Raw genomic sequence first — 26,691 nt, forward strand, 5'->3', positions numbered from 1 at the left:
ATCTCAAAGCGACACCCTTTCGTTTATTACACTCACTATTCCATTTCCCTTTTCCAGGTACTTCACGAGGTCGAAGACCCTCTCCGTGAAGCCTCCTATGTAGACGTTTCTGACGTCGTGCTCTTCAAGGTAGACCTGACCGTAGCCGGCTAAATCCCAGGTTATCAGCCTCATCTCCCGGTTGACCCTCTCTCTGTACCTCCTCACAGCGCGCTGGAACGCGTCGTCGCCGTAGTTCTCGGAGTAGACGACCATGTCCGTGAGCACGAAGACTCTGTCAAAGTGCTCCCTTTTTCTGAGGATCTCGGCCATCGGCTTGTACGCATAAGTAGAGCAGCCCACGTTGCTCCTCAAGACGGTCTCAGCGGTCTCGAAGACGCTCTCGCCCCTCGGTATCCAGCGGTATTCGTCGGCGAAGGCGACTATCGTCGTATCGTACCTCTTGGCGAGTATCGCACCGTAGAACGCCGCCACCATCTTCATAGTGACGATGCCCCTCCTGCTGAGAGGAAAGCCCATCGAGCCGCTGACGTCGACGAGCACGAGGTTTCTGCCGTCGAAGTCCGGGAGCATAACGACGCTCTCCTCTATGGCCTTCCTGAGTGCCCTGAGGGCGGCGTCCCTGAGCTCGGCCTGTGCGGCGGAGTTGACGTCCATCTTCCTGAGCATATAGTAGGCCGTGAGATAGCGGTAGGGGTAGACCTTCGCCCTGCGCATCTCCTTCGGGTCGGCGAGTATCTCCATAGCCTTCCTGAACTTCTCCCCGTCGACTTCGTGCTCTATGAGGTTCCTAAGGTTCCTGAGGAGCGCGAAGACCTGCTTATAGCGTATGAACTCGTCGAGCACCTCGTTCCAGGTTTCCCTGGTGGAACCCTGGGTGGAGACCTTGGCCTCCCACGTGCGGGTGTTCTTGAGCCTGCCCTCGATGAGCGCCTTGAAGGCCTCCTCCTGCTCCCTGTTCTTCGGCTTCGGGTGGGTGAGCAGGAGGGCGTCCTTGAGCTTGACCTGACAGCGGTCGCAACGGTACTTGGCGAGCTGGTAGCTGTCGAAGCGGGTGAAGCTGTTCCTTATGGCCTTCTTGAGGCTGTTGGGTATCGGCTTTCCGAAGAGGGTGAACTGCATAGCGATGGCCTCTGTGAGCATATCCGGCCTCGTGAAGACCCTCTCGCCGACTTTCCTCGGTATGCCGGTGCCCTTGTACCTCTCGTGGTTGGCGAGGATAACCGTTCCGAGCGTTGGAAGGGAGCGGAGGAACATCTCCTCGCGGGCGTAGACGACGAGCTTTGCGACGTACTCCGGGTTTGCCCTTATTGCCTTCTCGAACGCCTCCAACAGCGCCCGGAAGTCCTCGTCCGACCCTGTATAAAACTTCGGCTCCCTCACGAAGTTGCTCGCGGCCCTGAGAAAGAGCTCAAGCTCAGGGCTCGGACGGTAGCTTCTTCCGCCTTCGAAGTTGAGAAGCTCAGCCCTCGTGTTGAACTTCACCGTATCACCCCGGCGGAGAAAATCGGCGGGGGAGGGGGCGAACCCCCACCGGCCCCCTGGCCGGCGCCGCGATCAAGGCGAAGTATCCCCCGCCTGCACTCCCGCCGTGGTGAGCTAAAACTCTGGGCCTTATAAACTTTACTGTGTCGAAAAGTAATAAGGCGATAGCCGAACAGCGTTCAAGCCTTGAAACCTCCGATTTTAAAGGTCGATGGGGGCGCTTAGTCTTCCGCCATCCTTTAAGATGTTTGAAAGACAGTGAGAACGGCGCTGAAACTTCTGGGAAAAGCCTCACCAAGGAAACTTTTGGAAAAAGTTTCATCAAAGTTCGTGATTCTTGTGAGGGAAGATTTTGGGAGTGTTTGCACTTCCAATAACTCCCAAGAGGCTTGAAATTCTCAAAGGTGAAAGCGGTTATTGTGAGGTTTACTTTTTCTCGCGCTCAGCCTTTGAGAAAGGCTGGCGAAATGAATTCCCTCCTCGCCAAAGAACAGAAAACAGTCATGCACTAACTAAAGAGCGAGTTAAGCTGGGGTTTAATATCAAACTAACACTCTTTAAAGTGTTTTAATTTTTAATATCAGCGCCCGAAGGGCGCTAAGAGAGAAAAACACATTCAAAACTGGCGAGTTTGAAGGCAAACCCCTTATGAGAACGAACCATCTCAAAAGGCATGCCAACTTTGATGCACCTCTACCGAGCAACTTTTCACCAGAAAAGTTCCTATGGCGCCCCGGCGGGGATTCGAACCCCGGACCTCGAGGTCCGCAGCCTCGCGCCCTATCCAGACTAGGCCACCGGGGCACTGCCCGCTAACCCTTCTCGACAACGCTTTATAAATTTAACCGTCTCAGCTCACCGAAAGATTTATAAAGCGCCCGAAGGTGAGTATTCTACGGGCCTGAACTGCAGTAGCGCGGTGGTAGTCTAGCCTGGTCTAGGACAGCGGCCTGCCACGCCGCTGGCCCGGGTTCAAATCCCGGCCACCGCACCACACAAACTTTTGCAGGGCAAAAGTTTGATCAAAAGTTGGTAGCTCCTTTTGAGAGGCTAAATTTTGAGTGATTTCCTCTATAACTGACTGTTTTGGGTGTGAGAACTTTTCGATTTGCTCTTTGAGTACGGGTTTAACTTTAAATCGACGCCCGGAGGGCGTCAAGGGGAGAGTAAACCCTGTGATGGGAATTGTTTGAGGGTGTTCTCCTTTGAGAATGCGCGATTTCGCGAGCAAAATCTCTTCTACTCAAGCTTTTGAGCGGAGAGCTACAAATCTTTAATGAAGCTTTTCCCAGAAGTTTCAGCGCCGTTCTCACTGTCTTTCAAACATCTTAACGGATAACGGAAGGTTAAGTGCTTTTTTGAAGTTGCTAACTTTTCAAGTTGCTCCGCTGGTGAGCGTTTTTGGCCGGTTAGATTGCACTTCGGTATTCTCTTTCAATGCTCCTCCCGAGCTCGAAGAGTTCCCTCGATATTCTCCTCAGTCTCTCGTCTCCCGTTCTCTTGGCCTCCTCCAGCATTTCAAACGCCAGAAACTTCAGTATCCTCCCTTTTTTCCACTCATCCGTTGCCCACATCAGGGCCGCACTCAAAAATTTCTCGTTCAAACCGTTCTTTTTGGTTACCTCGTACGCAAGCATCAGCCTCGTTGCGGGGTTGTGAATCCTGCCGAGGTACGCGATGACGGCGTCTGGATCATTCAGCCGTTTTCTCGCTAGCATTGAGCCGAGAACGTTGGCCGTCGTGAGCTCTCCGAAGATTCTCTCAGCCTCCCCTTCCAGTCCGGATTCAAGGAACCTTATACCTATCTCCTCCAGGAGGTAGCTTTTCATGGGCTCGGGGAGCCCCCTGGCAAGGTTTTCGGCCTCGGTGAGGCTCCCCTTTTCTATGAGTCTGAGAACGTAGTCCGAGACGTATTCCAGGTTGCTCTCCTCCTGAAATTCGGGGGCTGGAATCTTCCTCCGCCCGAGCTTTTCGAACCTTTCGATCACACCCTCCCTGACCTCCCCCTTCAGGGGAAGAATTTTCGCCCCGGGCATTATCTTTCCGTCCCGGTATATCAGCCCGTAGGGGAGGGGTTTCAGGTCTTCGATATCCCGCTCGTCCAGGTTGAGGTCGCTGAGCCGTATTTCCGTGACCCCCTTTGATATTATGCTCCTCGCCAGGAAGTTGCTGACCGCCCTGAGCGCCTTCTTTCGAAGGAACTGATTTTTGATCTTCCTTGCCACTTCCAGCGCTTCCCTGAACTTTCCGGATTTTGAAAAGAGGTATGCCAGCGACCTGAGGGTTTCGTCCCTTATCGACGGGACACGTATTGACTCGGCGATTTTCACCGCTTTCTCGGGATCCTTTGAATGTGCCTCCGCCACCCATCTAAGTGCGTATGAGCGCCAGTAGGGGTCGCTTATTCCGGCCGCTTTTCTGAGGGCCTCCTCGGGCTTTCCCTCTGAGAGCAGCCTTTTGACTTCCAGCAATCCCTCGTCCATATCAACCCCTCAGCCCCGGGAACCAGACTTTCTTTCCTGCCCTCTCCTTCTCCTCGTCCCACTCCGCGAGTATCTTCACGGCCTCGCTGGCAACCAGGGCGGCCTCCTTCTCCCCTGCCTTGCCGAACTCGTTGGTTACCCTGTTGGCGAAGACGGAGCAGACGCAGCCGGCTCTGAGTCCGTAGATGCTGGAAAGCGTGTAGAGCGTCGCGGCCTCCATCTCGAAGTTGGTGACGTTGGCCTGCCTCAGGTCGTCGAGGAGGTTCCTCGCGAAGCTCGGGAAGTAGCCGTTCAAGCCGGGCCTCCCCTGGCCGAGGTAGAAGCTGTCGGTCGAGGCGGTGATGCCGATGTGATAGCGGACTCCAAGAGTTTCTGCCGCCTCTATCAGCGCGAGGGTAACCTCAAGGTCCGCAACGGCCGGATACTCAACGCGCACGTACTGCTTTGACGTCCCCTCAAGCCTCACGGCGGCCTTCGCTATAATCAGGTCCCCTATCTCCATTCCCGGCTGTATCGCGCCGGTCGAGCCGACCCTTATGAAGGTGTCCGCACCTATCGCGGCCAGCTCCTCTACCGCTATAGCCGTCGAGGGGCCGCCTATTCCGGTTGATGTAACACTTATGGGAACCCCCTTGTACTTCCCGGTGTGCGTTCTGTACTCTCTGTGGAATGCTACCTCCCTTGCCTCGTCCCAGAGGGAGCTTATCTTCGGCACCCTCTCGGGGTCTCCCGGCAGGAGGACGTACCTCGAAACATCCCCCGGCCTGCAGGCTATGTGGTACTGGTAACCCTCCTCCGTCTGGGGTCTCTCTGCCGAAACGAACTTCTCAACCATGACAACCACCTTTTTATTCTCTGTGCGTTATTTATTGCCGCTCGAACCTAAAAACCCTTGGGTGGTACCATGCTCGTCTGTTCACACTGCGGAAAGGTGTACCGCGAGACGTTTCGCCTGACCTGTGACTGCGGCGGAACCCTGCTCGTGAAGAGGAACCACGTCGATTTCTTTGGCAGCCTTCTGCCCCACCTCGATATGCGGCGCTATCTTAATCTCCTCCCGGTGAATGAGGATTGCCTCCCTCCAGCAACGCCCGCCATAACCCCCGTGAGCACTCTCCCAATAGGCCAAGTCAGCGGGTTCGTCAAGCTCGAATACCTCCAGCCGAGCGGTTCCTTCAAGGACAGGGGCACCTGGGTGACGGTGGCGAAGCTGAGGGAGGAGGGCATCACCGAGGTCGTCATCGACAGCTCCGGAAACGCCGCCCTGAGCTTTGCCCTCTACGGCCTCGCTTCGGGAATCAGGGTTCACACCTTTGTCTCATACGACACGCTCCCAGGAAAGCTCTCGCTCCTCCAGCACCTTGGAGCTGTGATTCATTTCGTCGACGGCGACAGGATGGCCGTTCACGGAAGGGCGGTGGAGTTCGCGGAGAAGAGTGGGATTACCTACGTCTCCCACTGGCTCAACCCGTACTTCCTTGAGGGAACAAAGACGGCCGCCGTTGAGGTCTACGAGCAGCTCGGCGTTCCCGACTATGTTATCGCTCCAACTGGAAGCGGAACGCTCTTCCTCGGCCTCTGGAAAGGATTTTCGGAGCTCAAGGACATGGGGGAGATTGATAGGCTTCCCCGGCTCGTGGCGGTTCAGGCCTCGGGCTACGAGAGCCTTTGCGAGCGCTCGCCGATGAAAAACGAAGCCGCGGATGGCATAGCGATTCCTGAACCGCCGAGGCTCCGGGAGATGAGGAGGGCAGTTAAGGAAACCAGCGGCCTGTGCGTAAGCGTGGATGAGCTTGAAACGATGGGCGCGCTCAACTGGCTCAAAAGACATGGCTTCATCGTCGAGCCGACCTCCGCGGTGGTTCTCGCGGCGCTCTGGAAGCTGATGGAATCGGGGGAGATCAGTGCTGGCTCAAGGGTTCTCCTCCCGCTCACCGGCTCAGGGCTGAAGATGGTCAAAGGTATTTAAGGTTTGAATCACAAGAACCGCTGGAGGTGGAAGAATGGAAGTAAGGTACCCCGCCGTTGCAGGCAGCTTCTACCCGTCGGGCGAAGCGCTCATCGAGATGCTGGAGGAGTTCTTGGGCGACCTTGGCGAGGAAGGGAGCGAGAGAAAGATTACTGCCGGCGTTGCGCCCCACGCCGGCTACGTCTTTTCGGGCTACACGGCTTCGAGGACGTACAAGGCCATCTTTGAAGACGGTCTCCCCGAGACCTTCGTACTCCTCGGCCCGAACCATACCGGCCTCGGCTCTCCGATAGCGGTCTATCCCTCCGGAAAGTGGCGCACACCCCTCGGCGACGTCGATGTTGATTCCGAGATGGCCAAGGCCATAGCAAAGCTCTCTGGAATAGCCGACCTCGACGAGCTGGCCCACAAATACGAGCACTCGATAGAGGTTCAGCTTCCCTTCATCCAGTATCTGGCCGAGCTCGCGGGGAAGGAGGTTAGGATAGTGCCGATAGCCCTCGGCATTCAGGACGAGGAGGTTTCCGAAGACCTAGGAAGGGCGGTCTTTGAGGCGAGCGAGGAACTCGGCAGGGACGTTGTCGTTATTGCGAGCACCGACTTCATGCACTACGGCCCGATGTACGGCTACGTGCCCTTTAGAGCTCGCGCAGATGAGCTTCCACACAGGATAAAGGAGTGGGACTTCAGGGTGATAAGGAGAATCCTCGACTTCGACGTTAAGGGCATGTTCAGGGAGCTCCGCGAGATGAACCACACCATGTGCGGGCCTGGAGGGGTCGGAACTGCGATGGTTTACTCCCGCTCCGCCGGGGCGCTTGAGGCGGAACTGCTCCACTACACGACGAGCTTCGAGGTCAGCCGCTCTACGGATGCCATCGTAGGCTACGCGAGCATAGTCTTCAGGCGGTGAACGAAAAGGCCATAAGGGGCTTCTCTTATTTTCTACCATGCAGACCACACGAGTTAGAACACTTGAAGATGTTCAAAAAATCCTGCGTGCTCACAGGAGGGAACTGAGTGAGCAATACGGTGTTAGGCGTATTGGAGTCTTCGGTTCGTATTCCCGAAACGAGCAGCGAGCGGACAGCGATGTTGATATCCTCGTGGAGTTCGAACGGCCCGTTGGGTTGATAACGTTTGTTCGTCTCCAAGAGTACCTTGAGGAACTTCTCGGGGTTAAAGTTGACCTCGTGACAAGAGAAGCCCTGAAAAAGCGCCTTAGAGAACGGATTCTGAGAGAGGTGAAGTACTTATGAGAGACCCGCTCCTCTACGTTGAGGACATTCTTGAGGCCATTGAGAAAATTAAACGGTATACCGCGGGCATGGACTTCGGCGAGTTTATTGGAGACGAGAAAACAGTTGATGCAGTGATTCGAAACCTTGAGATAATTGGGGAAGCGGCAAAACATATCCCGGCGGAATTCAAGGCTATTCATCCGGAAATCCCCTGGAGGGAAATTGCGGGAATGCGTGATAGATTGATTCACGCTTACTTCGGAGTTGACCTCTCGCTCGTCTGGTACACCATCCAGAACGAGCTTGATGAACTGGAAACCGTCATAAGAAACCTTCTGGAGGGTCAAAGATGAGGGTTCTGGCATCTGCCCCGGCTAAAATTATACTCTTCGGCGAGCACAGCGTCGTTTACGGCAAACCTGCTATTGCGGCTGCCATAGACCTCAGAACCTACGTGTGGGCGGAGTTCAATGATAAGGGTGCGATAAAGATAGAGGCCAAAGACATACGCGTTCCGGGCCTTACTGTTTCGTTCTCCGAGGACGAGATTTACTTCGAGAGCGACTACGGTAAAGCCGCCGAGGTTCTCAGCTACGTCCGACAGGCGATAGAGCTGGTGAGGGAGGAGGCCGACGCGAACGGAAAAGGAATCACGGTCTCGATAACGTCACAGATTCCCGTTGGGGCCGGCCTTGGTTCATCCGCCGCCGTGGCTGTAGCGACCATCGGCGCGGTTTCAAAGCTCCTCGGCCTTGAGCTGACCAACGAGGAGATAGGAAAGCTGGGTCATAAGGTTGAGCTCCTCGTCCAGGGGGCATCGAGCGGCATAGATCCAACGGTTTCGGCCATAGGCGGCTTCATCCACTACGAGAAGGGGAACTTCGAGCACCTGCCCTTCATGGAATTACCTATAGTCGTTGGCTACACGGGTTCGAGCGGGTCAACTACGGAACTGGTGGCCATGGTGAGGAGAACCTACGAGGAGATGCCCGAGGTCATAGAACCGGTGCTCGTCGCGATGGGCAAGATAGTTGAGAAGGCCCGCGACGTTATAACCTCCGACCTCGACGAGGAGCTCCGCTTCGCCCAGCTCGGGCGGCTCATGAACCTCAATCACGGCCTCCTAGATGCCCTTGGAGTCTCGACCAAAAAGCTCAGTGAGCTGGTCTACGCCGCGAGGGTCGCCGGGGCGATAGGGGCGAAGATAACCGGCGCCGGCGGTGGCGGCTGCATGTATGCCCTGGCCCCGGAGAACCAGAGCGAAGTCGCGACGGCCATAACGATAGCCGGCGGAACACCGATGATAACGAGGATAAGCCGCGAGGGACTCAGGATAGAGGAGGTCCTGCCATGATAATCGTCAAGGTCGGCGGTAGCGTCTTCAGCGATAAGAATGCTGAACCCGAGAACTTTGACCATGAAACTGTCAGAAACATAGCGAGGGAGATAGCCAAGTTCTATCCCCGTGAGAACTTCATCATAGTCCACGGGGGAGGGAGCTTCGGCCATCCCGAGGCGAAAAAGTACGGTATAAGGGAAGGCCTTCCCGGGGACTGGGAGACCGCCAACTTCAGGAGGATAGGATTCACCGAGACGCATCAGGCCATGCTTCGGGCAAACGCGAACTTCATCAAAGCGTTCGTCCGCGAGGGCCTGCCGGCCTTCTCCGTCTCGACATCCTCCGTCTTCATAACCGAGAACGGTGAGGTTGCCTACGGGGACCTTGAGGTCGTGGAAAGGTTGCTGGAGCTCAGGTTCATCCCCGTTCTCTTCGGGGACGTCTCGATAGACCTCGCGAAGGGCATAGACATACTCTCCGGCGACCAGATCATTACCTACCTCGCCAAGATGCTTGAGCCGGAGAAGGTCATCTTCCTCATGGACGTTGACGGCATCTACGACGGCAGGCCCGGCGAGGGAAGACTGATTCAGAACCTCGGCAGGGAGGAGATAGATTACCTCCTTGAGAATCTCCACTGCACGGCGGCTGGAACCGACGTCACCGGAGGAATCTGCAACAAGCTGGAGGAGGCGAGGAAGATAGCAGAGCACTCGGAGGTCTGGTTCGTCAACGGAAAGGTCCCCGGAAGGCTGGGCGGGGCGATAAGGGGAGATGGCTTCGGAACGAGGGTTGGAAGATGACGACATCACGGACAACCCGCAAATCGCAAACTTTTTATTTTCATTGAGTTATCTCCTCCGGGTTGCGGATGAGAAAGAAGAAACTGATTGCAGTGGTCTTCGTTCTAGCGTTCCTGGTTTTTGAGCTGTCCCTTAAACTGGGTTATCTGGGGTATTTCATGGCCAAACCCGAGGACCTGAATCTTGAGAGTTCCGTATCAGAGACACCTAATGGCAGTGTTTTTGTCATCAGGTGGGATATTGAACGAAAAGCCCTGGACCGGATTGTGAATGGCAACGACATTGTCTTTGTTTTTTATCCTTCCGGCGTTCGTGTTTCGGATGAATTCTGGCCGCTGTTTAGGGGATTCCCCAAGCTCAACTTGACCGTTCGTACTGTAAAAGGGGATGAAGTGCCCGGCAGGGTGGGTTATAATGTGTGGTATTACCCCACTCCCGGATTTGCCACACCGAAGGTTGAGCTGATAAGGATGGCATACGTGGCTTCCAATGATGTTGAAGGTGGAAGAATTGAGCTTCCCCTTATTCCAACGAACATCTCAAAATGCTCAACGATTCCGGTCATATTCGCTTATTTCCATGACATCGGTGGAGGCGATGTTGATCCGGGATACGTTGAGCTCAGACCGGAGCTTCGTTTCGGTTCTAAGTATCCGGTCTTTGGGAACGGATCCCTGGAATTCTTCTTTGAATTCAACTTCTCGGCGTGGATCGACTCCACCGGCGGCTGGGTGGAGGTCAGGGTCTTCAACGTGACGCTCCCGTGTGGGGGCGGCTGATTACCCCCAGGCTTCCTTTATCTTGATGTACGCCTCCGCGGAGCCTATCGAATGGAAGTGACCGAGGTGAACCCTCTGCCATCCGAGCACGCGTCCCCTCTCGTCCGTTAGGAGGGCTTCCCTCCAGTTCCGCCCATCCGAAATTTTCACCTTAACCTCAAAGCCGAACCTCTCTGCTTCCGCAGGCGTCAGTCCAATGGAGTAGACCTCCGCCCTTCCAATCCTCTCGTAGACCGCGGGGATTACTCCCCTGTCGAGAGCGCCCTTTCCCGCTATCTCCTCTGCTATCAACCGCGCGTAATGTCCGGCCACGAAGCCCAGGGGGCGGTAAACGGCCTTTCCGGTGATGAAGTCCCAGCTCATCGCGCAGTCTCCAAGGGCGTACACGTCGGGAACCGCGGTTCTTCCAACCCTGTCGATCTCTATCGGCCTCCCGTCGTCCCGCAAAAGCGAGGAGCTGGGCCTCACGCCCGTGGCTAGAACAATCGCATCTACATCGAGTCTCCTCCCATCCGCCAGTTTTATCCCCTCCACCCTTCCATTCCCTGCAACTTCCTTCACGAGGGAACCCGTGAGAACCCTTATTCCCAGGGATTCTAGGTGTTCTTCGAGGAACCCGGAGAGCCCTCTCTTTAAAATGCCTGGAAGCACGCTCTCCATCGCCTCGACCACGGTGATGGTGTGTCCCCTCTCCCTCAGCGCCACCGCCGCCGTCAGCCCGACGAGCCCGGCTCCAATTACTGCAACTCTACTTCCTGAGGCCAGAGAGGCGAGAAACTCAACGTCTTTCCGTCCGTGGAATCCGATAACACCCCTCTTCTCAATCCCTTTTATCGGCGGCACGAAGGGCTTTCCTCCCGTTGCCACCACCAGCTTGCCGTACCTCAGCCGGCGTTTTCCGTTTCCGGTTCTAACTACAACGAGCTTTTCCTTCTCCCTGAGTTCTAGGGCTTCACCTTCCACAACCTCAATGCCCGCCCTTTGAAGGTTCTCCGCAAGGCCGAGTACGGCCTCGTCTGGAAAAAGCCCCCTGGAGACTATCTCCGCAAGGCGGTGCCTCGTGTAGGGAGGCCATTCCTTGGCGACAATGGTTATTCCCCCCGCATCTACCCCGTTTTCGATGAGGTTGAAGGCCGTGTAGAGCCCCCCTATTCCACCGCCAACTATCACGATTTTCCCTTCCATGCTCTCACCGCAGTCCCTTGAATTCGAGAAGCTCCACCACCGAAGGTTTCTCCTTCATCAGAGCCCTCTTCCTCTCGACCCTTTCGTAGACGAGGGCACCCTCTTCGCAGGCCGCGACGCACCTTGGGCTTCCGGAGCAGAGGTCGCACTTCGCCATCGTCCCGTCGGGCCTCAGGAAGACCGCGCCGAATGGACACACCGCAGTGCAGGCCTTGCAGGAGGTGCAGAGGGACTGGTTCAGAATCACAGCCCCATTCCCCGAAACGCTGAGCGCCCCGAACTCGCAGACCTCGACGCAGGGCGCCGGGTTGCAGTGGCGGCAGATTGCAATGTCCCATCGCCCCTGAAGGATAGGAAGGGGAATAACCCTGATCCCGTCCTCGATCGGGCACGCCTCGACGCAGTCCATGCAGCCGGTGCACTTCTCCGTCAGAACGTGGAGGAGATACTCCATCAGACGTCCAGCTCCCCGCTCTTCTCCACTAGCTTCATCAGGTATTCAACGGCCTCTTCCGCCTTTTTCCTTGGATGTTCTGACGTCTCCTTCCCGCCGTAAAGTCCGTAGGCAACTCCAGCAGCCTTGGCCTTCTTCAGCTCCCTTGCGGCTTTCTTTTCCTCCATGTAAACTATGGCGTCGTGCGGACAAACCGCCACGCACTCGGGTTCACCCCCGCAGAGGTCGCACTTTATCGGCCTCGCCTCCACCTCAAAGCTTATCGCCCCGAATGGACAGGCGTAGGCGCACTCCCTGCAGCCTATGCAGCGGTCGTAGTTTATGATGTAGGCCCCGTTTCTGTCCCTGCTTATCGCGTCCATCGGACAGACCCTCTCGCATGCCGCATCGCGGCACTGGAGGCAGTAGACCTGAACCGACGTCTGCACCTCGGGCTTGGTGAGGATGGTTATCCTCGACAGCGAGAGGTCGAAGACGCCATGGTGCTTGAAGGAGCATGCTAATTCGCAGAGGTGGCAGCCGGTGCAGTTCTCGTAGATGACCGCCAGTACGAACATTCAGGCCACCTCCCCTACCGGGCCGTCCCACTCGGGAAACTCCTTCCCCTCGATTTGGTCGGCGACGTAGCCGATGTCGAGCCCCTCCAGCGTTTCCCTCTTGGGGTAGGCCGTCTCCACGTCGCATCCGCGCCTTTCCAGGTACTCATCAACGAGCTCCCAGTGCCGCCTCACCTGCGCCTTTGCCCTCTCCGTCGCGGCGAACTCGGGCGGGAACTTGACGTCGTAGTGCTTCTTCTTAATCCCCTGCTTGACGTTGAAGGCCATCTCCGTGAGGTATATCCTGTCCGTTGCGTCTATGACGTCCTTCTCGGTGAACTCCATACCCGTGAAGGCCGTCAGGAGCATTGCCGTCCCTTTGAAGACCGGATACTTCCAGACGAGCGGAACCGCCTGGAGCCAGCTGTTTATCGAGCCCTTGCACCTTCCGAGGGAATCCGCCAGGGTGCAGGCCCTTTCGCCGTATATGAGCGCCCCGACGGGATCCTTCCTGTAGTCAGGCAGGCCGGCCTCAAGCATTCCCCTCACGACCTCGATGTCCATTAGCTTGTCGTTCTCCCAGTAGGCCCACGAGCGGCCCCTCAAGTGGTCGGCCCCCCTCGTCGAGGTCGCGTGGGAGAGGGTGAATATTCCTTTGATGAAGTTGACCTCGTACCAGCCCCTGTTCACGCCCTTCACGTCGTAGCAGTAGGCTAAGGCCTCCTCCCCGTAGAGCTTTGCGAAGTTGCGGTAACCCTCTGCAAGTTTGTTCCCGAAGCCCTTTCTATATGCCGTCATCTCGATGAGTTGGATCTGTCCCTCGGCGTCGCCCCACTCAAGCGAAACGCCCTTTACGTCCTCATCGCTCAGGATTCCCCTTTCGTGGAGTAGCCTTGCGAGGGCTATCGTGTCGCCGAGCGTCATAACGTCCATCCCGTACTCGTCCGCCATGTGCTCCATCCGCAGGATCTCCTCGGTGTCGGTTATGCAGTTATTGCTGCCGAGGGCGTATATCGACTCGAACTCGCTCGCCGTCCCGTATTCGCCCGTGCTCGGCAGGTAGTAGACGTCCTTGCAGGCGAGAGGACAGGAGAAGCATTGGGTTCTTCCGACCTCGTACTCGGCCAAGTCCTGCGGCCTTAGCCCGATAGGCAACTCCTCCGCGCTGAGAGGAACCTGGAAGTACTTCCAGCTCGGATACCACTGTATCAGCCCGTAGTGGGTCCCGATGACGGAGTAAATCCTCCTGACGAAGTCGTTGCGGTTGAAGTAGTCGATATCTTCTTTGGCCATCTTGTAGAACCGCTCCGGGTCCGCCGGCTCGATTCCCTTAGTCCCGATGACCGCTATCGCCTTGAGGTTCTTCGAGCCCCACACGGCGCCGCTTCCCCTCGCCCCGGAGTGGTACTTGTCCACCATCGTCGTGGCGAAGCGCACGAGGTTCTCTCCGGCCGGCCCTATCCCCGCGACGCTCACCTCGTCCCCGTGCTCGTCCCTCAGCCAGTCCACGGTCTCGCCGGTGGTCAGGCCCCAGAGCTCCTCCGCGTCCCTTATCTCAACCTCGTCGTCCTCGATGAAGACGTACTTCGGTTTTTCGGCCCTTCCGGTCACGATTATCTGCTCGTAGCCCGCGAACTTCAGCATCGCCGAGAACTCGCCGCCGGCGTTTCCGTCCCCAAGGATGCCCGAGAGGGGCGAAAGGGTGCTTATATGAAGCCTGCTCGTCATCGGCAGCGCCGTCCCCGCGAGAGTTCCGCTGGCCAGTGCGAGAACGTTCTCCGGACTCAAGGGGTCTATCCTGCCGGGTATCATGTCAAAGAGGGCCTTTGAGTTGAAGCCCCTTCCTCCGAGGTACTGCTTTACGGTCTCGGGCGAAGCTTCCCGTTTAACAATCTTCTCCCGCGTTAGGTCGATGACCAGGATGTTTCCGATATTTCGCCCTGATGGTGTTGACATTTTTCATTCCTCCGTTAAATATTCCGTAATATACCAAATCATACGTTGATGTATATAAGCGTTGCCTGGGATGAAACCGCCTTTGTGTTCCAAAAACCTCTTAACCCTCCGCTCCGTTCTCTTTTCGGTGGTTGGAATGGAGGCTTTTGATAGGGAGGAACTCACGATCATCAGGAAGTTTGAGCACATCGAGCACTGCTTGAAGAGAAACGTCCAGGCCCACGTTTCCAACGGTTTTGAGGACGTTCACTTCGTCCACATGAGCCTGCCCGAGATAGACAAGGAGGAAATAGACCTCAGCGTCGAGTTCCTCGGGAGGCGCTTTGACTACCCGATTTTCATAGCCGGGATGACCGGCGGGACAAGGGGCTCCCAGCTGGCCGGAAAAGTAAACAAGACTTTAGCGAAGGCCGCCCAGGAGCTGAACATACCGATGGGAGTCGGTAGCCAGAGGGCGATGATAAGGAAGCCCGAGACCTGGGAGAGCTACTACGTGAGGGACGTCGCCCCTGACGTCTTCCTCGTCGGCAACCTCGGGGCACCGCAGTTCGCCGAGACGATGCCCGACAGATACGGGGTTGATGAGGCCCTGAAAGCGGTCGAGACCATTCAGGCCGATGCTCTGGCGATACACCTCAACCCCCTCCAGGAGAGCGTCCAGCCCGAGGGAGACACGCAGTACAGGGGCGTTTTGAAGGCCTTAGCCGAGCTTAAGGCCGGGTTCCCCTACCCGATTATAGCGAAGGAAACCGGTGCCGGCGTTTCTATGGAGGTTGCAATAAGGCTCGAAAGCATTGGAATAGACGCGATTGATGTCGGCGGCCTTGGCGGGACGAGCTGGAGCGGCGTTGAGTACTACAGGGCAAAGGACGAGATGGGCAGGAACCTTGCCCTCAGGTTCTGGGACTGGGGAATAAAGACTGCAATAAGCGTCGCCGAGGTTCGCTACGCCACCGATCTGCCGGTTATAGCCACCGGCGGAATGCGCGACGGGATAACGATGGCGAAGGCTTTAGCTATGGGTGCTACTTTCGCCGGCGTTGCGTTGCCGCTCCTCAGGCCGGCTGTTAAGGGCGACGTCGATGGGGTAATCAGAGTCCTCCGGCGCTACATCGAGGAGATAAGGAACGCGATGTTCCTCGTTGGGGCTAAAAACGTCGAGGAGCTCAGGACGGTTCCGCTCGTGGTTACGGGCTTCACGAGGGAGTGGCTTGAGCAGAGGATCACCCTGTTGGCTTACCTGCGGGGTCGGTGATTTTGCATCCTCTATTTTCACGCGACTCTTTTACTCTTCTTTCTATTTGCTCATTTTGAAAGCAAAACCTAACTCCGAATAGAACTATAACTAGTAAAAAGAAAGAGAATTTTTATGTAGAATAAAAAAAGTAAAGTTTATAATTAAAAGTTGCATAATTAGTATTGCAGATAAGTTATGGGGGCGAACTGTGTGAAGTGGAAAGGTTTGATGGCAGTCCTCTTGGGACTGCTGATTGTTGGAGTTGTGGGTTACACCAAAGCGTCCCCTATTGGGGGAGCCAGAGTAACTATTCTTGACACCAATGGGAAACCATTGACAGATTATGGAAAGGTTTACTACACCGTCTGGACATTTGACGAGAATGGATCCATAAAGGTCCTGAGGAGGGGAAGCATGGAGAAGCGCTTCATATTTTCCAACAACGTTGTCAAGCTCTCTTCCCTGAACTTCAAGACGGCAAAGGAAATCGCCAAGAAGAAGGGATCTAAAACAGCTTTTATAGGCGTTGATGTGTGGATTGTTAAGGATGGGAAACTCTACACGCTCCCTCCAGAGGGCTTTGAAACAGGATTGATCGAGAACACGTTTGCAAATACCTTTAAACTTAGAATAAACTTGAAGGAAGCAAGAATCAAAGATCTGAAAAGGCTTGAGAAAAGAACATCAACGGTTCAGCCCATGGCACACGACGTGTATTATGTCTGGGAGACCGTAGATCAGAAATCGTATAGGAATGTGAAAATCCCCATCCTTATAATTCACAACAAGGCGGAGAGCAACGTCTTTGGAACGGCGGACGTTGCGATGCAGGTCAAAAAACACTGGGGGCCGGACGTTACGGTGGCGTTCGGTGATGAAATCTCCAAACGAGTGACCCTCGATCCGGATTCAATAACCGTGAAGGTTCTGGGAAGGTCAATAACAGACTATTTCTCTGGTGGAGATGATATCACTGTTCCCTCCAACTCGTGGGGTTACGTGTGGCTTAAAGGCACCGTGCATTACATTTACCAGAAGGAATATTACTGCCTCCTCTCCTGCGAGCCGACCGGAAACGAGAGATACTTCGCAAAAATCGACAGCTTTACGATAAAGAGAAAATCGGGGGATATTAAGGTTATCACGAGTGGAGCCTCTTTCGGAAAACCCCCATATAACTTCCCGGACGAGTGGATGGAAAAATCGGGAAAAGTGAGGGGCGCCATAGAGGACAGGGTTGGAATTGATGAATTTTACGGGAAGATTTACTCCGGGACTGATGGGCATAGCTTTGGCGTTGGGGTGCCCGTTGGAGCGATTCTGACGGTTCTCTCAGGCTATCGTCTCCCTCCATGGTTTGCAGCAATATCAGTTGGCTTCAGTACGAGTGATTATGCAAGCTACGTCATGCTGGGGCATGTTAAGAACAAGGGACCCCAGAGTTCTGTAACTTTTTATGCTATGGAGAGCAGATACACAGTCGAGATTCCGGTGAAACACGGGCTCTGGACAAGTTACGAGCGGGTGCACGTTCCCGTTGGCCTGTACATTGAAGTTAATTCATGATTATTTTTTCTACTTGTTCTTCCATTTATTATGCTCCCGTGAGAATGCACACCTTTTTAAACCCCTGCCCACAATTAAGACCAACGCAGCCCCACGCCTCAGGAGAGGCCTGGGGGCGTAAGGAGGAATAGACATGATAAAAATCCATACAGTTAGCGGTTACGAGGAAGTAGGCAAGAACATGACCGCCGTAGAATACAACGGGGAAGTTGTTATAATCGATATGGGAATCCGGCTTGACCGCGTTCTCATCCATGAAGATGTCAACATCCAGCAGTTTCCAACGAAGGAACTCCAGAAGCTCGGTGCGATTCCTGACGATTCGTCGATAAGGAACAAGAAGGTTGTCGCCATAACCTTCACGCACGGTCACCTCGATCACATCGGCGCGGTTGCCAAGCTCGCTCCCCACTACCCTGACGTCCCGATATACGGCACACCCTACACGATAAAGCTCGCGAAGGGCGAGGTCAAGAGCGAGCAGTACTTCGAGGTCAAGAACCCGATGTACGAGACCGAGTACGGCGAGATAGTCCAGGTGAGTGAGAACCTGGCGATAGAGTTCGTCAGGATAACCCACTCCATTCCGCAGTCCTCCATGGTCGTCGTCCACACCCCTGAGGGTGCCGTCGTCCACACCGGCGACTTCAAGTTCGACAACAACAACCCGCTCGGGGAGAGGCCGGACTACAAGCGCCTGAGGGAGCTTGGGAAGGAAGGGGTTAAGGTTCTCATTCCCGAGTCCACACGCATAGAGCAGCCGACCAAAACGCCCAGTGAGGCGGTAGCTCAGATGCTCCTTGAGGACTTCTTCCTCTACGAGGGTATGGAGGCCGATGGGCTGATAGCGACGACTTTCGCCAGCCACATTGCCCGCCTTCAGGAGCTCATCTGGATAGCCAACAAGATGGGCAGGCAGGCGGTCCTGGTCGGCCGCTCGCTCGCCAAATACACGGGAATAGCCAAGCAGCTCGGCCTCATCAAGATGAAGGGCGCGAAGGCCGTGAGGAGTCCAAATGCCGTCAGGAAGGTTCTCAAGGAGGTTTCCGGAGCGAGGGAGAACTATCTGCTGATAGTCACCGGCCACCAGGGAGAACCCGGCGCGGTCCTCACGAGGATGGCCAACGGTGAGCTCTACGACATCGGCAAGCGCGACACCGTGGTTTTCTCCGCCGGAACGATACCCAATCCACTCAACAGGGCCCAGCGCTACGTCCTTGAGACGAAGCTCAAGATGAGGGGTGTCAGGATGATAAAGGACCTCCACGTCAGTGGCCATGCCAGCAGGGAAGACCACCGCTACCTGCTCCGGTTGCTCAATCCGGAGAACATAGTTCCCGCGCACGGGGACTTCAGGATGCTCACCCACTACGCCGAGCTCGCCGAGGAGGAGGGCTACCTGATAGGCAGGGACGTCTTTGTGTCGAGGAACGGCTACCTGGTTGAGATAAGGTGAGTAGGGTAAAACTGATAAAGAGTTGTCCTATTTTTCCTTTAGATTACTTTCACCACTCACGGGGTGATACGATGGGAAAGTACGATGAGCTCTTCGCAAGGGTTAAGGGGATGGCAAGGAACGTTGACGGCGTTATATTCGAGCTCCTCCCGGAGAGGGAGCCCAAGAACCTCTACGACGCATCCAGACACTACCCGCTCGCAGGTGGAAAGCGCGTCCGACCTTTCGTGGTTCTCCGCGCCGCCGAGGCTGTGGGCGGCGACCCGGAAAAGGCGCTCTATCCAGCGGCCGCGGTCGAGTTCATCCACAACTACTCGCTGGTTCACGACGACATCATGGACATGGACGAGCTGAGGCGCGGAAGGCCGACCGTCCACAAGGTCTGGGGCGTCAACATGGCCATCCTCGCCGGCGACCTGCTGTTCTCCAAGGCTTTTGAGGCCATCGCCAAGGCCGATGTGAACCCGGAGAAGAAGGCTCGCATCCTCGACGTTCTTGTCAGAACCTCCAACATGCTCTGCGAGGGCCAGGCGCTCGACATAGAATTCGAGACGAGGGAGGAGGTTACGGTTGAGGAGTACCTCACGATGATTAGCGGCAAGACCGGGGCGCTCTTCGAGGGTTCGGCGGAGATAGGCGCAATAGTCGGCACCGATAACGAGGAGTACATCAAAGCCCTCGCCAAGTGGGGAATGAACGTTGGCATAGCCTTCCAGATATGGGACGACGTGCTCGACCTCATAGCCGACGAGGAGAAGCTCGGAAAGCCCGTCGGGAGCGACATAAGGAAGGGTAAGAAGACGCTGATAGTGAGCCACTTCTTCGACCACGCGAGCGAGGAGGATAAAGCCGAGTTCCTGAAGGTCTTCGGCAAGTACGCCGGCGATGCAAAGGGCGACGCGCTGATACACGACGAGAAGGTCAAGGAGGAAGTTGCCAAGGCTATCGAACTCCTCAGGAAGTACGGCAGCATAGACTATGCGGCGGAATACGCCAAGAACCTTGTCAGGGAGGCCAACGAAGCCCTGAAGGTTCTCCCTGCGAGCGAGGCAAGGAAGGACCTGGAGCTGCTCGCCGAGTTCCTCGTCGAGAGGGAGTTCTGATCTTGACCCTTTTCCTTTGATTCCTTCACCAATGGGTTCTCATGCAAAATCTTATAACATCGCTCCCCGTAACCATACTTTGGTGAACCGGATGGGACAGTCAAAGTGGGGAGTTCTTATCATAATGAGCGCGGCGCTCTTCATAATGTTTATCGACACGACGATGATGAACGTTTCTATCAGCGCCCTTGTGAGTGACCTCGACACAACCGTGGCGGGCGTCCAAGGCGCGATAACGCTCTACGCCCTCGTCATGGCTGCCTTCATGATAACCGGCGCGAAGCTCGCCGACATCTGGGGAACAAAGAAGGTCTTCTTCAGGGGGCTGGTCATATACACCGTTGGAACGCTGATGGCCGCCTTCGCTCCAAACCTCGCGGTTCTTCTTCTCGGCTGGTCCATCCTTGAGGGCATCGGCGCCTCGATGATGATGCCCGCGACGGTTACGTACATCACCAAGGAGTACACGGGCAAGGACAGGGCCTTCGCCTTCGGCGTCTGGGGAGGCGTCGGCGGAGCGGCGGCGGCCTTCGGCCCGATAATAGGCGGTTTCTTCACGACATACATCACCTGGCGTCTTGGCTTCTTCATGGAGGCCTTCATCGCCGCGGGGATATTCGCCTACATGAAGATACTCTCCGACTACAAGCCTGAGAAGCGGATAAAGCTCGACGTTATCGGAGCGGCACTCGTTGGAGTGGGTCTGTTCCTGCTCACGCTCTCGGTGCTGATAATGGACCCCCTCTCCAATCCGCCGGTTCTGCTCCTCATGGTCGCCGGCCTGGTGGTTCTAGTCGCCTTCTGGAAGTACGAGGAGGGGAGGAAGGGCCGGGGCGAGGACGTGCTCATAGACGTTGACATCTTCAAGTCCAAGGTCTTCACCGCCGCCAACCTGGTGAGCATCTTCTTCCAGATAACCCTCGCGGGTATAATGTTCACGATTCCGGTTTTCGTTCAGCAGTACCTTCACTACAACGCCATCCAGACGGGCTTCGTCGTAGTCCCGCTCTCGATAATGATGTTCATCTTCTCCATGAGCGGGCAGAGGTTCGCGAAGTACCTCACGCCAAAGCAGATAATCCAGCTCGGCATAGTTCTGACCTTCGTTGGTCTCTACCTCGTCCTGCGCGTCCTGAAGCCTGGTGTGGAAGGTTCCGACTTCGCCATCGGCCTCGCCCTCTACGGCACCGGCTTCGGGCTGATATTCTCCCAGATAACTAACCTCGCCATGATGGGCGCCAAACCGGAACAGCAGGCGGACGCTTCTGGAATATTCAACGCCCAGAAGCAGTTCGGCCTGTCTCTCGGAACGGCCTTCATCGGTGCGGTTCTGGTTCTCGGTGTTATCCACAGCATAACCCGGCAGATTTACGAGTCCGGCCTCTTCGAGGGTAGCAAGGAGCAGATAAAGGAGGCGGTGATTCAGTGGATAATCAAGATGCAGCAGGGCGAGCTGAACGTTCCGCCGGAATACCACGACGCGGTGCTTAAAATCGTGAACAACTCCTTCATAGACACGATGAAGGTTGCGGTGATCTTCATGATGGGCATACTTGTCATCAGCGCCCTGCTCTCGTTCCTCCTGCCGAAGGGTGAAAGGGCCTCCTTGTGATGTCTTTATTTTCTGATGAGCATCCACAGGATTCTGGCCGGTCTGTTAGTGTTGTTTAGTGTGTAGTGGGGGGTGCCTGGTTCATTGTAGACGAACTCCCCAGTGCTTGCCGGGAACCGGTCTCCGTTGGTTACCAGGATGACGTCTCCGTCCACAACGTAGGCAAACTCATGGTACTCATCGTGAATGCTGAACCCCTCCTCAGGAAGCCGTGAGCGGGGCGGCATTGTGAGTATCCCCACCTGAATGTCCCCGCCGATGTCGAGAACTTCTATTGCCTCCCCCGGACTCTTTGACCATTCCTCCTCAAAATTAAACGTCTTTGGCATCTGGATCATCTCCGTTTTAATGTTTCAAATTTTTGTCTAAATTGGTTCTATAAAAGACTTCTGTGGCAATTTTTACCGCAATACTTCGAACAGATTTGCCGCGAACTTGGCCCTTGCCATGGTATTTTTGGCAATAATCGCAAAATTTTACCCAAAAATGTTTAAATAATAGTAACGTATTTCGATATTTGTACACAATTTGGGCACAAAATGTGGAAAATTTAAACATACATCCGGGAGGCGAAGTGCATGGGATATCGATTGGGTGTTGATATAGGGGGGGCTTTTACGGATTTGGTTGGATACGACGCTGAAACCGGCGATTTCGTCTGGGTTAAGGGGGAAACAACGCCGTCGGAGCCGTCGGCGGGTGTTTTGAATACTATAAAAAAGAGCGGCTTGGATATGTCCCGGGTAATCATGGTCATCCATGGTCAGACCCTCGTCATAAATTCTATTATAACGCGGGATGGGGCAAGGGTTGGACTGCTAACCACGTGGGGGCACAGGGACATTCTTGAGCTCCAGAGGGCGAACAGGAGGGACATGTACAATTTCAGATACAAAAAGCCCAAACCCTTCGTCCCGAGGTACCTGAGTATAGAGATTGATGAGAGGATACTGGGCGATGGCAGTGAGCTGAAGCCCCTAAGGGCGGACGAAGTACGGGGGGCGGTGAAGCGGCTTCTCAATGCTGGGGTGGAGTCGATATGCATCAGCTTTCTTAACTCCTACGCGAATCCCTCCCATGAGATTGAAGCTGCCAGAATCTCCCAGGATGTTCTGAAGGAGGAGGGGCTTGAGGGCCTCCCCGTGACGATGGCACACGAGATTACCCGGGAGTGGGGTGAGTACGAGCGCACAAACACCGCTGTTCTTAACGCGTTTGTGAAGCCGAAGATGGTTAGGTACCTTTCCATTCTTGAGAGGGAGATACGGGGCATGGGGTACGGGGGATCTTTCTTTTCCATGCTGTCCAACGGAGGAATGGCATCCTTTGGCTTTGTCAAAGAGTTTCCGATATACTCAATAGAGTCCGGCCCAATCGCGGGTGTCATTGGGGGTATAGCGATAGCCGAACTCCTGGGCGAAAAGAACGTGATAATCCTCGACGGGGGCAGCACCACGACCAAGGCCAGCCTTGTCGAGAACCTGACACCAAAGGTTCACAGTGAATATTTCGTTGGGCGCGATAAGTTCAATCCCGGCTACCCCGTGAAGGTCCCGGTCATAGAGATTGAGGAGGTTGGAAACGGCGGAACGAGTGTGGCATGGATTGATGAAGTCGGGAACCTCAGGGTCGGTCCAATGGCAATGGGTGCAGACCCGGGGCCCGCGTGCTACGGCAAGGGTGGAACCGAACCAACGGTTACCGATGCTTACGTGGTGAACGGCCTAATAAACCCCGAGTATCTCCTGGGCGGTGAGATGAAGATATACAGAGACCTGGCGGTGGATGCCGTAGGAAAGATAGCTGACCATTACGGCATCTCTGTGGAGGAGGCCGCCGAGGGGATAGTCAGGATTGCCAACGAGAACGCGGCGAACGCCATACGAATAATCTCTGTGCAGAAAGGTTATGATCCAAGGGAGTTCTCTTTAATAGCCCACGGTGGCTCGGGCCCGATGTTTGCGCCGTTTATAGCGGAGGATCTGGAGATTAGAAAAATAATAATCCCGACGATACCCCCAGGAGTCTTCTCGGCGTGGGGGATGCTGCTTACCGACATAAGACACGACGTGATAGTCACCAACGTTGTCAAAGTTGAGGCCGGGAACGTGGACAGTATAAACAGAACGTATTCCGAGGTCGATAAAAGGGTAACCAGGATATTTGAGGAGGAGGAAGGCATCAGTGCCGGGGAGCTGACGGTTTTCCACTATGCGGACATGAGGTACAAGGGTCAGGAACACACCGTTAAGGTGCCGATAAAGACTGGAACCCTCGAAGAGAGCGACATTCCGGACATCATTGAAAAGTTCCACGTATACCATGAAAGGGCATACAGCTTTAGGCTTCCGGACAGTCCCGTGGAGATAGTCAATTTCCATGGGGTGGGAATCGTAAAGGTCAGAAGGCCGGCGATACGTGAAGTCGACGCCGAGGGTCTTTCTCTGGATGATGCCGTTAAGGAGCACAGAAACGTCTTCATACACGGCGATTTCGTCGATATGCCGGTCCTCGACAGGAGGAAGATACCGGTGGAGACGGGGATTGAAGGACCTGCCATTCTTGAGGATCCTACCTCAACGGTCCTCGTTCTTGAGAACCAAGAACTCGTGAGGGATCGGTATGGCAACATTATTATCCGGAGGGGGTGATGGAATGAGCGCGGACCCATTCACTTTGGAAGTTATAAAGAACGGTCTCGTTGTTGCCAACGAGGAGATGTTCCAGGCATTTGCAAGGACCGCCAAGAGCCCTGTTATCTACGAGGTCCTAGATTTTGCCGTTGGGATGACGGATTCCGAAGGTAACCTGATTGCACAGGCACCCGGCGTCCCCGCGTTCTCTGGGGTTCTCGACTTTGCCGCTAGGGAGGTTCTGGATAAATGGGGGGATTCCCTCCATCCGGGGGATGTTATCGTCAGCAACGTGCCCTATGAATCCGGAACGCACCTGAACGATGTCACACTTGCCCTGCCGGTCTTTTACAGGGACGAGCTGATAGGCGTGATACTCAACAAGGGACATTGGACCGAAGTGGGCGGCATGGCCTTTGGAAGCTGGAACCCCAATGCCACGGAGATATACCAGGAGGGAATTCAGCTCCCCTGCGTCAAACTGTACAGTGAGGGGAAGCCCAACAGGGACGTTATAGATATAATCCTTGAGAACTCCCGCCTGCCGGAGTACACGCTCGGGGACATGGAGGCCCAGGCGGCATCCATGAAGGTCGCGGAGAAGAGGATACAGGCTCTCATTGAGAAATACGGTGTTGACAACGTCCTCCTTGCCATGAGAAAGCTTCTGGAGGATGGAAGGAAGTATGCCCTAATGAAACTCAAAGAACTGCCGAAGGGGGAATTCGAGGCCGAGGATTACATAGACGGCTCCATCGCTGGGACTGAGGAGCCCCTCTACGTGAGGGCAAAAATCACGATAACGGATGAAGACGTTACCGTGGACTTTACCGGCAGTGCGGAGCAGGTGATGAGTCCCATAAATTCCCCATATCCCGCCACGGTCTCGGGGGTCAGGGAGGTATACATGGCGATTACTGATCCGCATGCCTATCCGAACGGGGGATTCTTTAGCCCCTTGAAGATTATAGCACCAAAGGGTACGGTTTTCCACCCCATAAAACCTGCACCAACATCAACGGACTGGGAGGCAATAGCCTTTGCCACCGATTTGGTCTGGAAGGCGCTGGCACCGCATATCCCAGAGAAGCTGACCGCAGGGCATTTCCTCTCCATAATAGCAACGATAGTCGGTGGTATCAACGACCGGACCGGCGAACCTTTTGCAATAGTCGAGCCCCAGCCCGGAGGATGGGGCGCGGGCCATGACATGGACGGAACGAGTGGGCTCGTGGCTTGCGGGGATGGGGAGACGTATATAGCATCGTCGGAAGTCTACGAGAGGAACTTCCCGGTTCTCGTTGAGAGATACATGCTGAACGTTGAGGACGGCGCTGGACACGGAAAGCACCGGGGCGGCTTCGGCGTTATCAGGGAGTACAGAATACTGAACAGTCAGGCCCTGGTTACGATCCAGGTGGGCAGACACGACTTCCCACCTTGGGGTGTGGACGGAGGTCTCCCCGGCCCGGGAAACAGGGTCGTTGTCTATCGTGATGGCAGGGGGGAGGAGATACGCAGAATCTCTGCGGAGTTGCTGAAACGGGGAGATTTGATAAGCATCAGAACCTCCGGCGGAGGGGGCTGGGGGAACCCATTGGAAAGGGCCCCGGAGCTTGTTCTGGAGGACTACAGGAATGATCTCATCTCCCTTGAAGCTGCCAGGGAAATCTATGGCGTTGTCATTGATCCGCAGAGGATGGAGGTCGATTGGGAACGGACTAGATCGCTCAGAGAGAAAGTGGGAGGCAGCGTTAATGGATTATAGAGAGAGGTTGCTGAGGCTTCAACACATGATACGGGAGAACGGAGCCGTGGGAGCCGTCCTAGTTCCCGGCTCCAACTTTTATTACCTAACCGGAATGGCGCCCCTGGGCTCGCTGGAGAGGCTTTTTCTCCTGCTCCTGCCGGCGGAGGGGGAGCCGGTCGTAATAGCACCACAGCTGTACGAAAATGAACTTGGAAACTGGGAGTTCGGAAGAATCCTTCTCTGGCGGGATGGGGAAAACCCGTACCGCCTTTTCAGAGGGGTTCTATCCGAACATGCCCCTGAGGGCGGGTCGCTCTTTGTTGACGATGCCATGCCGATCGGACTGCTCCTTGGAACGGGAATACTCGGGAAGTACCGGCTGGAGCGCATTGGTCCGATTGTGTCTGAGCTTAGAGTTATTAAAAGCCGTGAGGAGGTCGAGTTTCTTCAGAAAGCGGCGGAGATAGTGGACAAGACATTCTACGCCCTCTTAGAGCAGGGGCTGGAGGGCAGAACGGAAAAAGAGCTCGCTACCTGGCTGGATTGCGCGATGAAGCGCTTAGGGGCGGAAGGGGTTTCTTTTGAACCGATTGTGGCATCTGGGCCGAACAGTGCGAATCCCCATCACCGGTCAACTGATCGGAAAATCCGAAAGGGCGATGTCGTGGTATTCGACTATGGGGCTAGGTACGGGGGCTATTGTTCTGACGTAACCCGAACGGTTGTCGTAGGAAAACCCAGTGAAAACGTGCTGACTGTTTACGAGGTAGTTAAGGAGGCTCAGGAGGGGGCTTGCAGGGCTGTTCGTGCTGGTGTTCTTGCGAGGGATGTTGATGCGGTTGCAAGGGAGACGATAGCAAAAGCCGGCTACGGCGAGTACTTCATCCACAGGACGGGACATGGACTAGGCCTCGACGTACATGAAGAGCCCTACATCTCGCCGGAAAGTTCCGTAGCCCTGCGGGCGGGCATGGTATTCACAATAGAGCCGGGGATTTACCTACCCGGGAAATTTGGGGTACGGATTGAGGATGACGTCCTCGTGGAGGGCGGACACGGACTCAGACTTACCAAAGCCACAAGGGAGTTGTTGTGTGTCTAACT

The 26,691-nt window shown here is 55.4% G+C and carries 23 protein-coding genes and 2 tRNA genes; 16 read left to right on the forward strand and 9 right to left on the reverse strand.

Going from position 1 to position 26,691, the window contains the following annotated elements:
- Positions 1-3: 3 nt before the first annotated feature.
- Together E3E51_RS08150 and E3E51_RS08155 are read right to left on the reverse strand one after the other, a co-directional pair.
- Positions 4-1,485, reverse strand: a complete 1,482-nt coding sequence (locus E3E51_RS08150; protein WP_167912598.1) for a TROVE domain-containing protein — start codon at positions 1,483-1,485, stop codon at positions 4-6.
- A 726-nt stretch (positions 1,486-2,211) separates the two neighbouring features.
- Positions 2,212-2,289, reverse strand: a tRNA-Arg gene (locus tag E3E51_RS08155).
- Between the two features lie 112 nt (positions 2,290-2,401).
- Between E3E51_RS08155 and E3E51_RS08160 the strand changes: the two genes are divergently transcribed.
- Positions 2,402-2,479, forward strand: a tRNA-Gly gene (locus E3E51_RS08160).
- Positions 2,480-2,894: 415 nt separating this feature from the next.
- On the opposite strand, the gene E3E51_RS08165 is transcribed toward E3E51_RS08160, so the two are convergent.
- Positions 2,895-3,968, reverse strand: a complete 1,074-nt coding sequence (locus E3E51_RS08165) for a hypothetical protein (RefSeq protein WP_167912599.1) — start codon at positions 3,966-3,968, stop codon at positions 2,895-2,897.
- 1 nt (position 3,969) lies between these two features.
- Positions 3,970-4,803, reverse strand: coding sequence for a uridine phosphorylase (gene udp, locus E3E51_RS08170; protein WP_167912600.1), 834 nt, complete (start codon positions 4,801-4,803; stop codon positions 3,970-3,972).
- Positions 4,804-4,872: 69 nt separating this feature from the next.
- Between udp and E3E51_RS08175 the strand changes: the two genes are divergently transcribed.
- From E3E51_RS08175 to E3E51_RS08205, 7 genes are all read left to right on the forward strand, one after another.
- On the forward strand, positions 4,873-5,937 hold the full coding sequence (locus E3E51_RS08175) for a pyridoxal-phosphate dependent enzyme (RefSeq protein WP_167912601.1): 1,065 nt from the start codon (positions 4,873-4,875) through the stop codon (positions 5,935-5,937).
- A gap of 34 nt (positions 5,938-5,971) precedes the next feature.
- On the forward strand, positions 5,972-6,850 hold the full coding sequence (locus E3E51_RS08180; RefSeq protein ID WP_167912602.1) for an MEMO1 family protein: 879 nt from the start codon (positions 5,972-5,974) through the stop codon (positions 6,848-6,850).
- A 37-nt stretch (positions 6,851-6,887) separates the two neighbouring features.
- The gene (locus tag E3E51_RS08185; protein WP_167912603.1) at positions 6,888-7,196 is read left to right on the forward strand and encodes a nucleotidyltransferase family protein; all 309 of its coding nucleotides are present in this window, start codon (positions 6,888-6,890) and stop codon (positions 7,194-7,196) included.
- Entirely contained in the window at positions 7,193-7,531 is a 339-nt protein-coding gene (locus tag E3E51_RS08190; RefSeq protein WP_167912604.1) for a DUF86 domain-containing protein, read from the forward strand. Before E3E51_RS08185 ends, E3E51_RS08190 begins: the two co-directional genes overlap by 4 nt.
- Positions 7,528-8,532 carry a mevalonate kinase gene (locus E3E51_RS08195; RefSeq protein ID WP_167912605.1) on the forward strand — a complete coding sequence of 335 codons (1,005 nt, stop codon included), beginning with the start codon at positions 7,528-7,530 and terminating at the stop codon, positions 8,530-8,532. Before E3E51_RS08190 ends, E3E51_RS08195 begins: the two co-directional genes overlap by 4 nt.
- Positions 8,529-9,320 carry an isopentenyl phosphate kinase gene (locus tag E3E51_RS08200; RefSeq protein ID WP_167912606.1) on the forward strand — a complete coding sequence of 264 codons (792 nt, stop codon included), beginning with the start codon at positions 8,529-8,531 and terminating at the stop codon, positions 9,318-9,320. Before E3E51_RS08195 ends, E3E51_RS08200 begins: the two co-directional genes overlap by 4 nt.
- A gap of 68 nt (positions 9,321-9,388) precedes the next feature.
- Positions 9,389-10,099, forward strand: coding sequence for a hypothetical protein (locus E3E51_RS08205; RefSeq protein ID WP_167912688.1), 711 nt, complete (start codon positions 9,389-9,391; stop codon positions 10,097-10,099).
- Here the strand turns inward: E3E51_RS08205 and E3E51_RS08210 are convergent, their stop codons facing one another.
- Genes E3E51_RS08210 through E3E51_RS08225 form a run of 4 tightly spaced genes read right to left on the reverse strand, consistent with a single transcriptional unit; the run spans position 10,100 to position 14,230 of the window.
- Positions 10,100-11,284, reverse strand: coding sequence for an FAD-dependent oxidoreductase (locus tag E3E51_RS08210; protein ID WP_167912607.1), 1,185 nt, complete (start codon positions 11,282-11,284; stop codon positions 10,100-10,102).
- A gap of 4 nt (positions 11,285-11,288) precedes the next feature.
- Positions 11,289-11,738 carry a 4Fe-4S dicluster domain-containing protein gene (locus tag E3E51_RS08215; RefSeq protein ID WP_167912689.1) on the reverse strand — a complete coding sequence of 150 codons (450 nt, stop codon included), beginning with the start codon at positions 11,736-11,738 and terminating at the stop codon, positions 11,289-11,291.
- Positions 11,738-12,295 (reverse strand): 4Fe-4S dicluster domain-containing protein, encoded by a 558-nt coding sequence (locus E3E51_RS08220; protein WP_167912608.1) that lies wholly within the window; start codon positions 12,293-12,295, stop codon positions 11,738-11,740. Before E3E51_RS08220 ends, E3E51_RS08215 begins: the two co-directional genes overlap by 1 nt.
- Entirely contained in the window at positions 12,296-14,230 is a 1,935-nt protein-coding gene (locus E3E51_RS08225) for an aldehyde ferredoxin oxidoreductase family protein (protein ID WP_167912609.1), read from the reverse strand.
- A gap of 136 nt (positions 14,231-14,366) precedes the next feature.
- Between E3E51_RS08225 and fni the strand changes: the two genes are divergently transcribed.
- The 5 genes from fni (at position 14,367) to E3E51_RS08250 (ending at position 21,204) form a co-directional block, all read left to right on the forward strand.
- Positions 14,367-15,485, forward strand: coding sequence for a type 2 isopentenyl-diphosphate Delta-isomerase (fni, locus tag E3E51_RS08230; RefSeq protein WP_167912690.1), 1,119 nt, complete (start codon positions 14,367-14,369; stop codon positions 15,483-15,485).
- Positions 15,486-15,677: 192 nt separating this feature from the next.
- Positions 15,678-17,033: a hypothetical protein gene (locus E3E51_RS08235; protein WP_167912610.1), complete on the forward strand. Its 1,356-nt coding sequence runs from the start codon at positions 15,678-15,680 to the stop codon at positions 17,031-17,033.
- Positions 17,034-17,166: 133 nt separating this feature from the next.
- A complete protein-coding gene (locus E3E51_RS08240; protein WP_167912611.1) occupies positions 17,167-18,489 on the forward strand; it encodes an RNase J family beta-CASP ribonuclease in 1,323 nt (440 codons plus the stop codon).
- A 71-nt stretch (positions 18,490-18,560) separates the two neighbouring features.
- Positions 18,561-19,592, forward strand: a complete 1,032-nt coding sequence (locus E3E51_RS08245) for a polyprenyl synthetase family protein (RefSeq protein ID WP_167912612.1) — start codon at positions 18,561-18,563, stop codon at positions 19,590-19,592.
- A gap of 91 nt (positions 19,593-19,683) precedes the next feature.
- Complete coding sequence (locus E3E51_RS08250; protein ID WP_167912691.1) at positions 19,684-21,204, forward strand: MFS transporter; 1,521 nt, start codon at positions 19,684-19,686, stop codon at positions 21,202-21,204.
- A gap of 5 nt (positions 21,205-21,209) precedes the next feature.
- Here E3E51_RS08250 and E3E51_RS08255 read toward each other — a convergent pair whose 3' ends face one another.
- Positions 21,210-21,533, reverse strand: coding sequence for a cupin domain-containing protein (locus E3E51_RS08255; RefSeq protein ID WP_167912613.1), 324 nt, complete (start codon positions 21,531-21,533; stop codon positions 21,210-21,212).
- A gap of 249 nt (positions 21,534-21,782) precedes the next feature.
- On the opposite strand from E3E51_RS08255, the gene E3E51_RS08260 reads away from it, so the two are divergent.
- The 3 genes from E3E51_RS08260 to E3E51_RS08270 are packed head-to-tail and all read left to right on the forward strand — an operon-like array spanning position 21,783 to position 26,689.
- The gene (locus tag E3E51_RS08260) at positions 21,783-23,855 is read left to right on the forward strand and encodes a hydantoinase/oxoprolinase family protein (protein WP_167912614.1); all 2,073 of its coding nucleotides are present in this window, start codon (positions 21,783-21,785) and stop codon (positions 23,853-23,855) included.
- A gap of 4 nt (positions 23,856-23,859) precedes the next feature.
- Entirely contained in the window at positions 23,860-25,605 is a 1,746-nt protein-coding gene (locus tag E3E51_RS08265; RefSeq protein ID WP_167912615.1) for a hydantoinase B/oxoprolinase family protein, read from the forward strand.
- Positions 25,595-26,689, forward strand: a complete 1,095-nt coding sequence (locus tag E3E51_RS08270) for an aminopeptidase P family protein (RefSeq protein ID WP_167912616.1) — start codon at positions 25,595-25,597, stop codon at positions 26,687-26,689. Before E3E51_RS08265 ends, E3E51_RS08270 begins: the two co-directional genes overlap by 11 nt.
- Positions 26,690-26,691 lie beyond the last annotated feature (2 nt).

Source organism: Thermococcus sp. 21S7 (assembly GCF_012027615.1).
Taxonomy (GTDB): Archaea; Methanobacteriota_B; Thermococci; order Thermococcales; family Thermococcaceae; genus Thermococcus.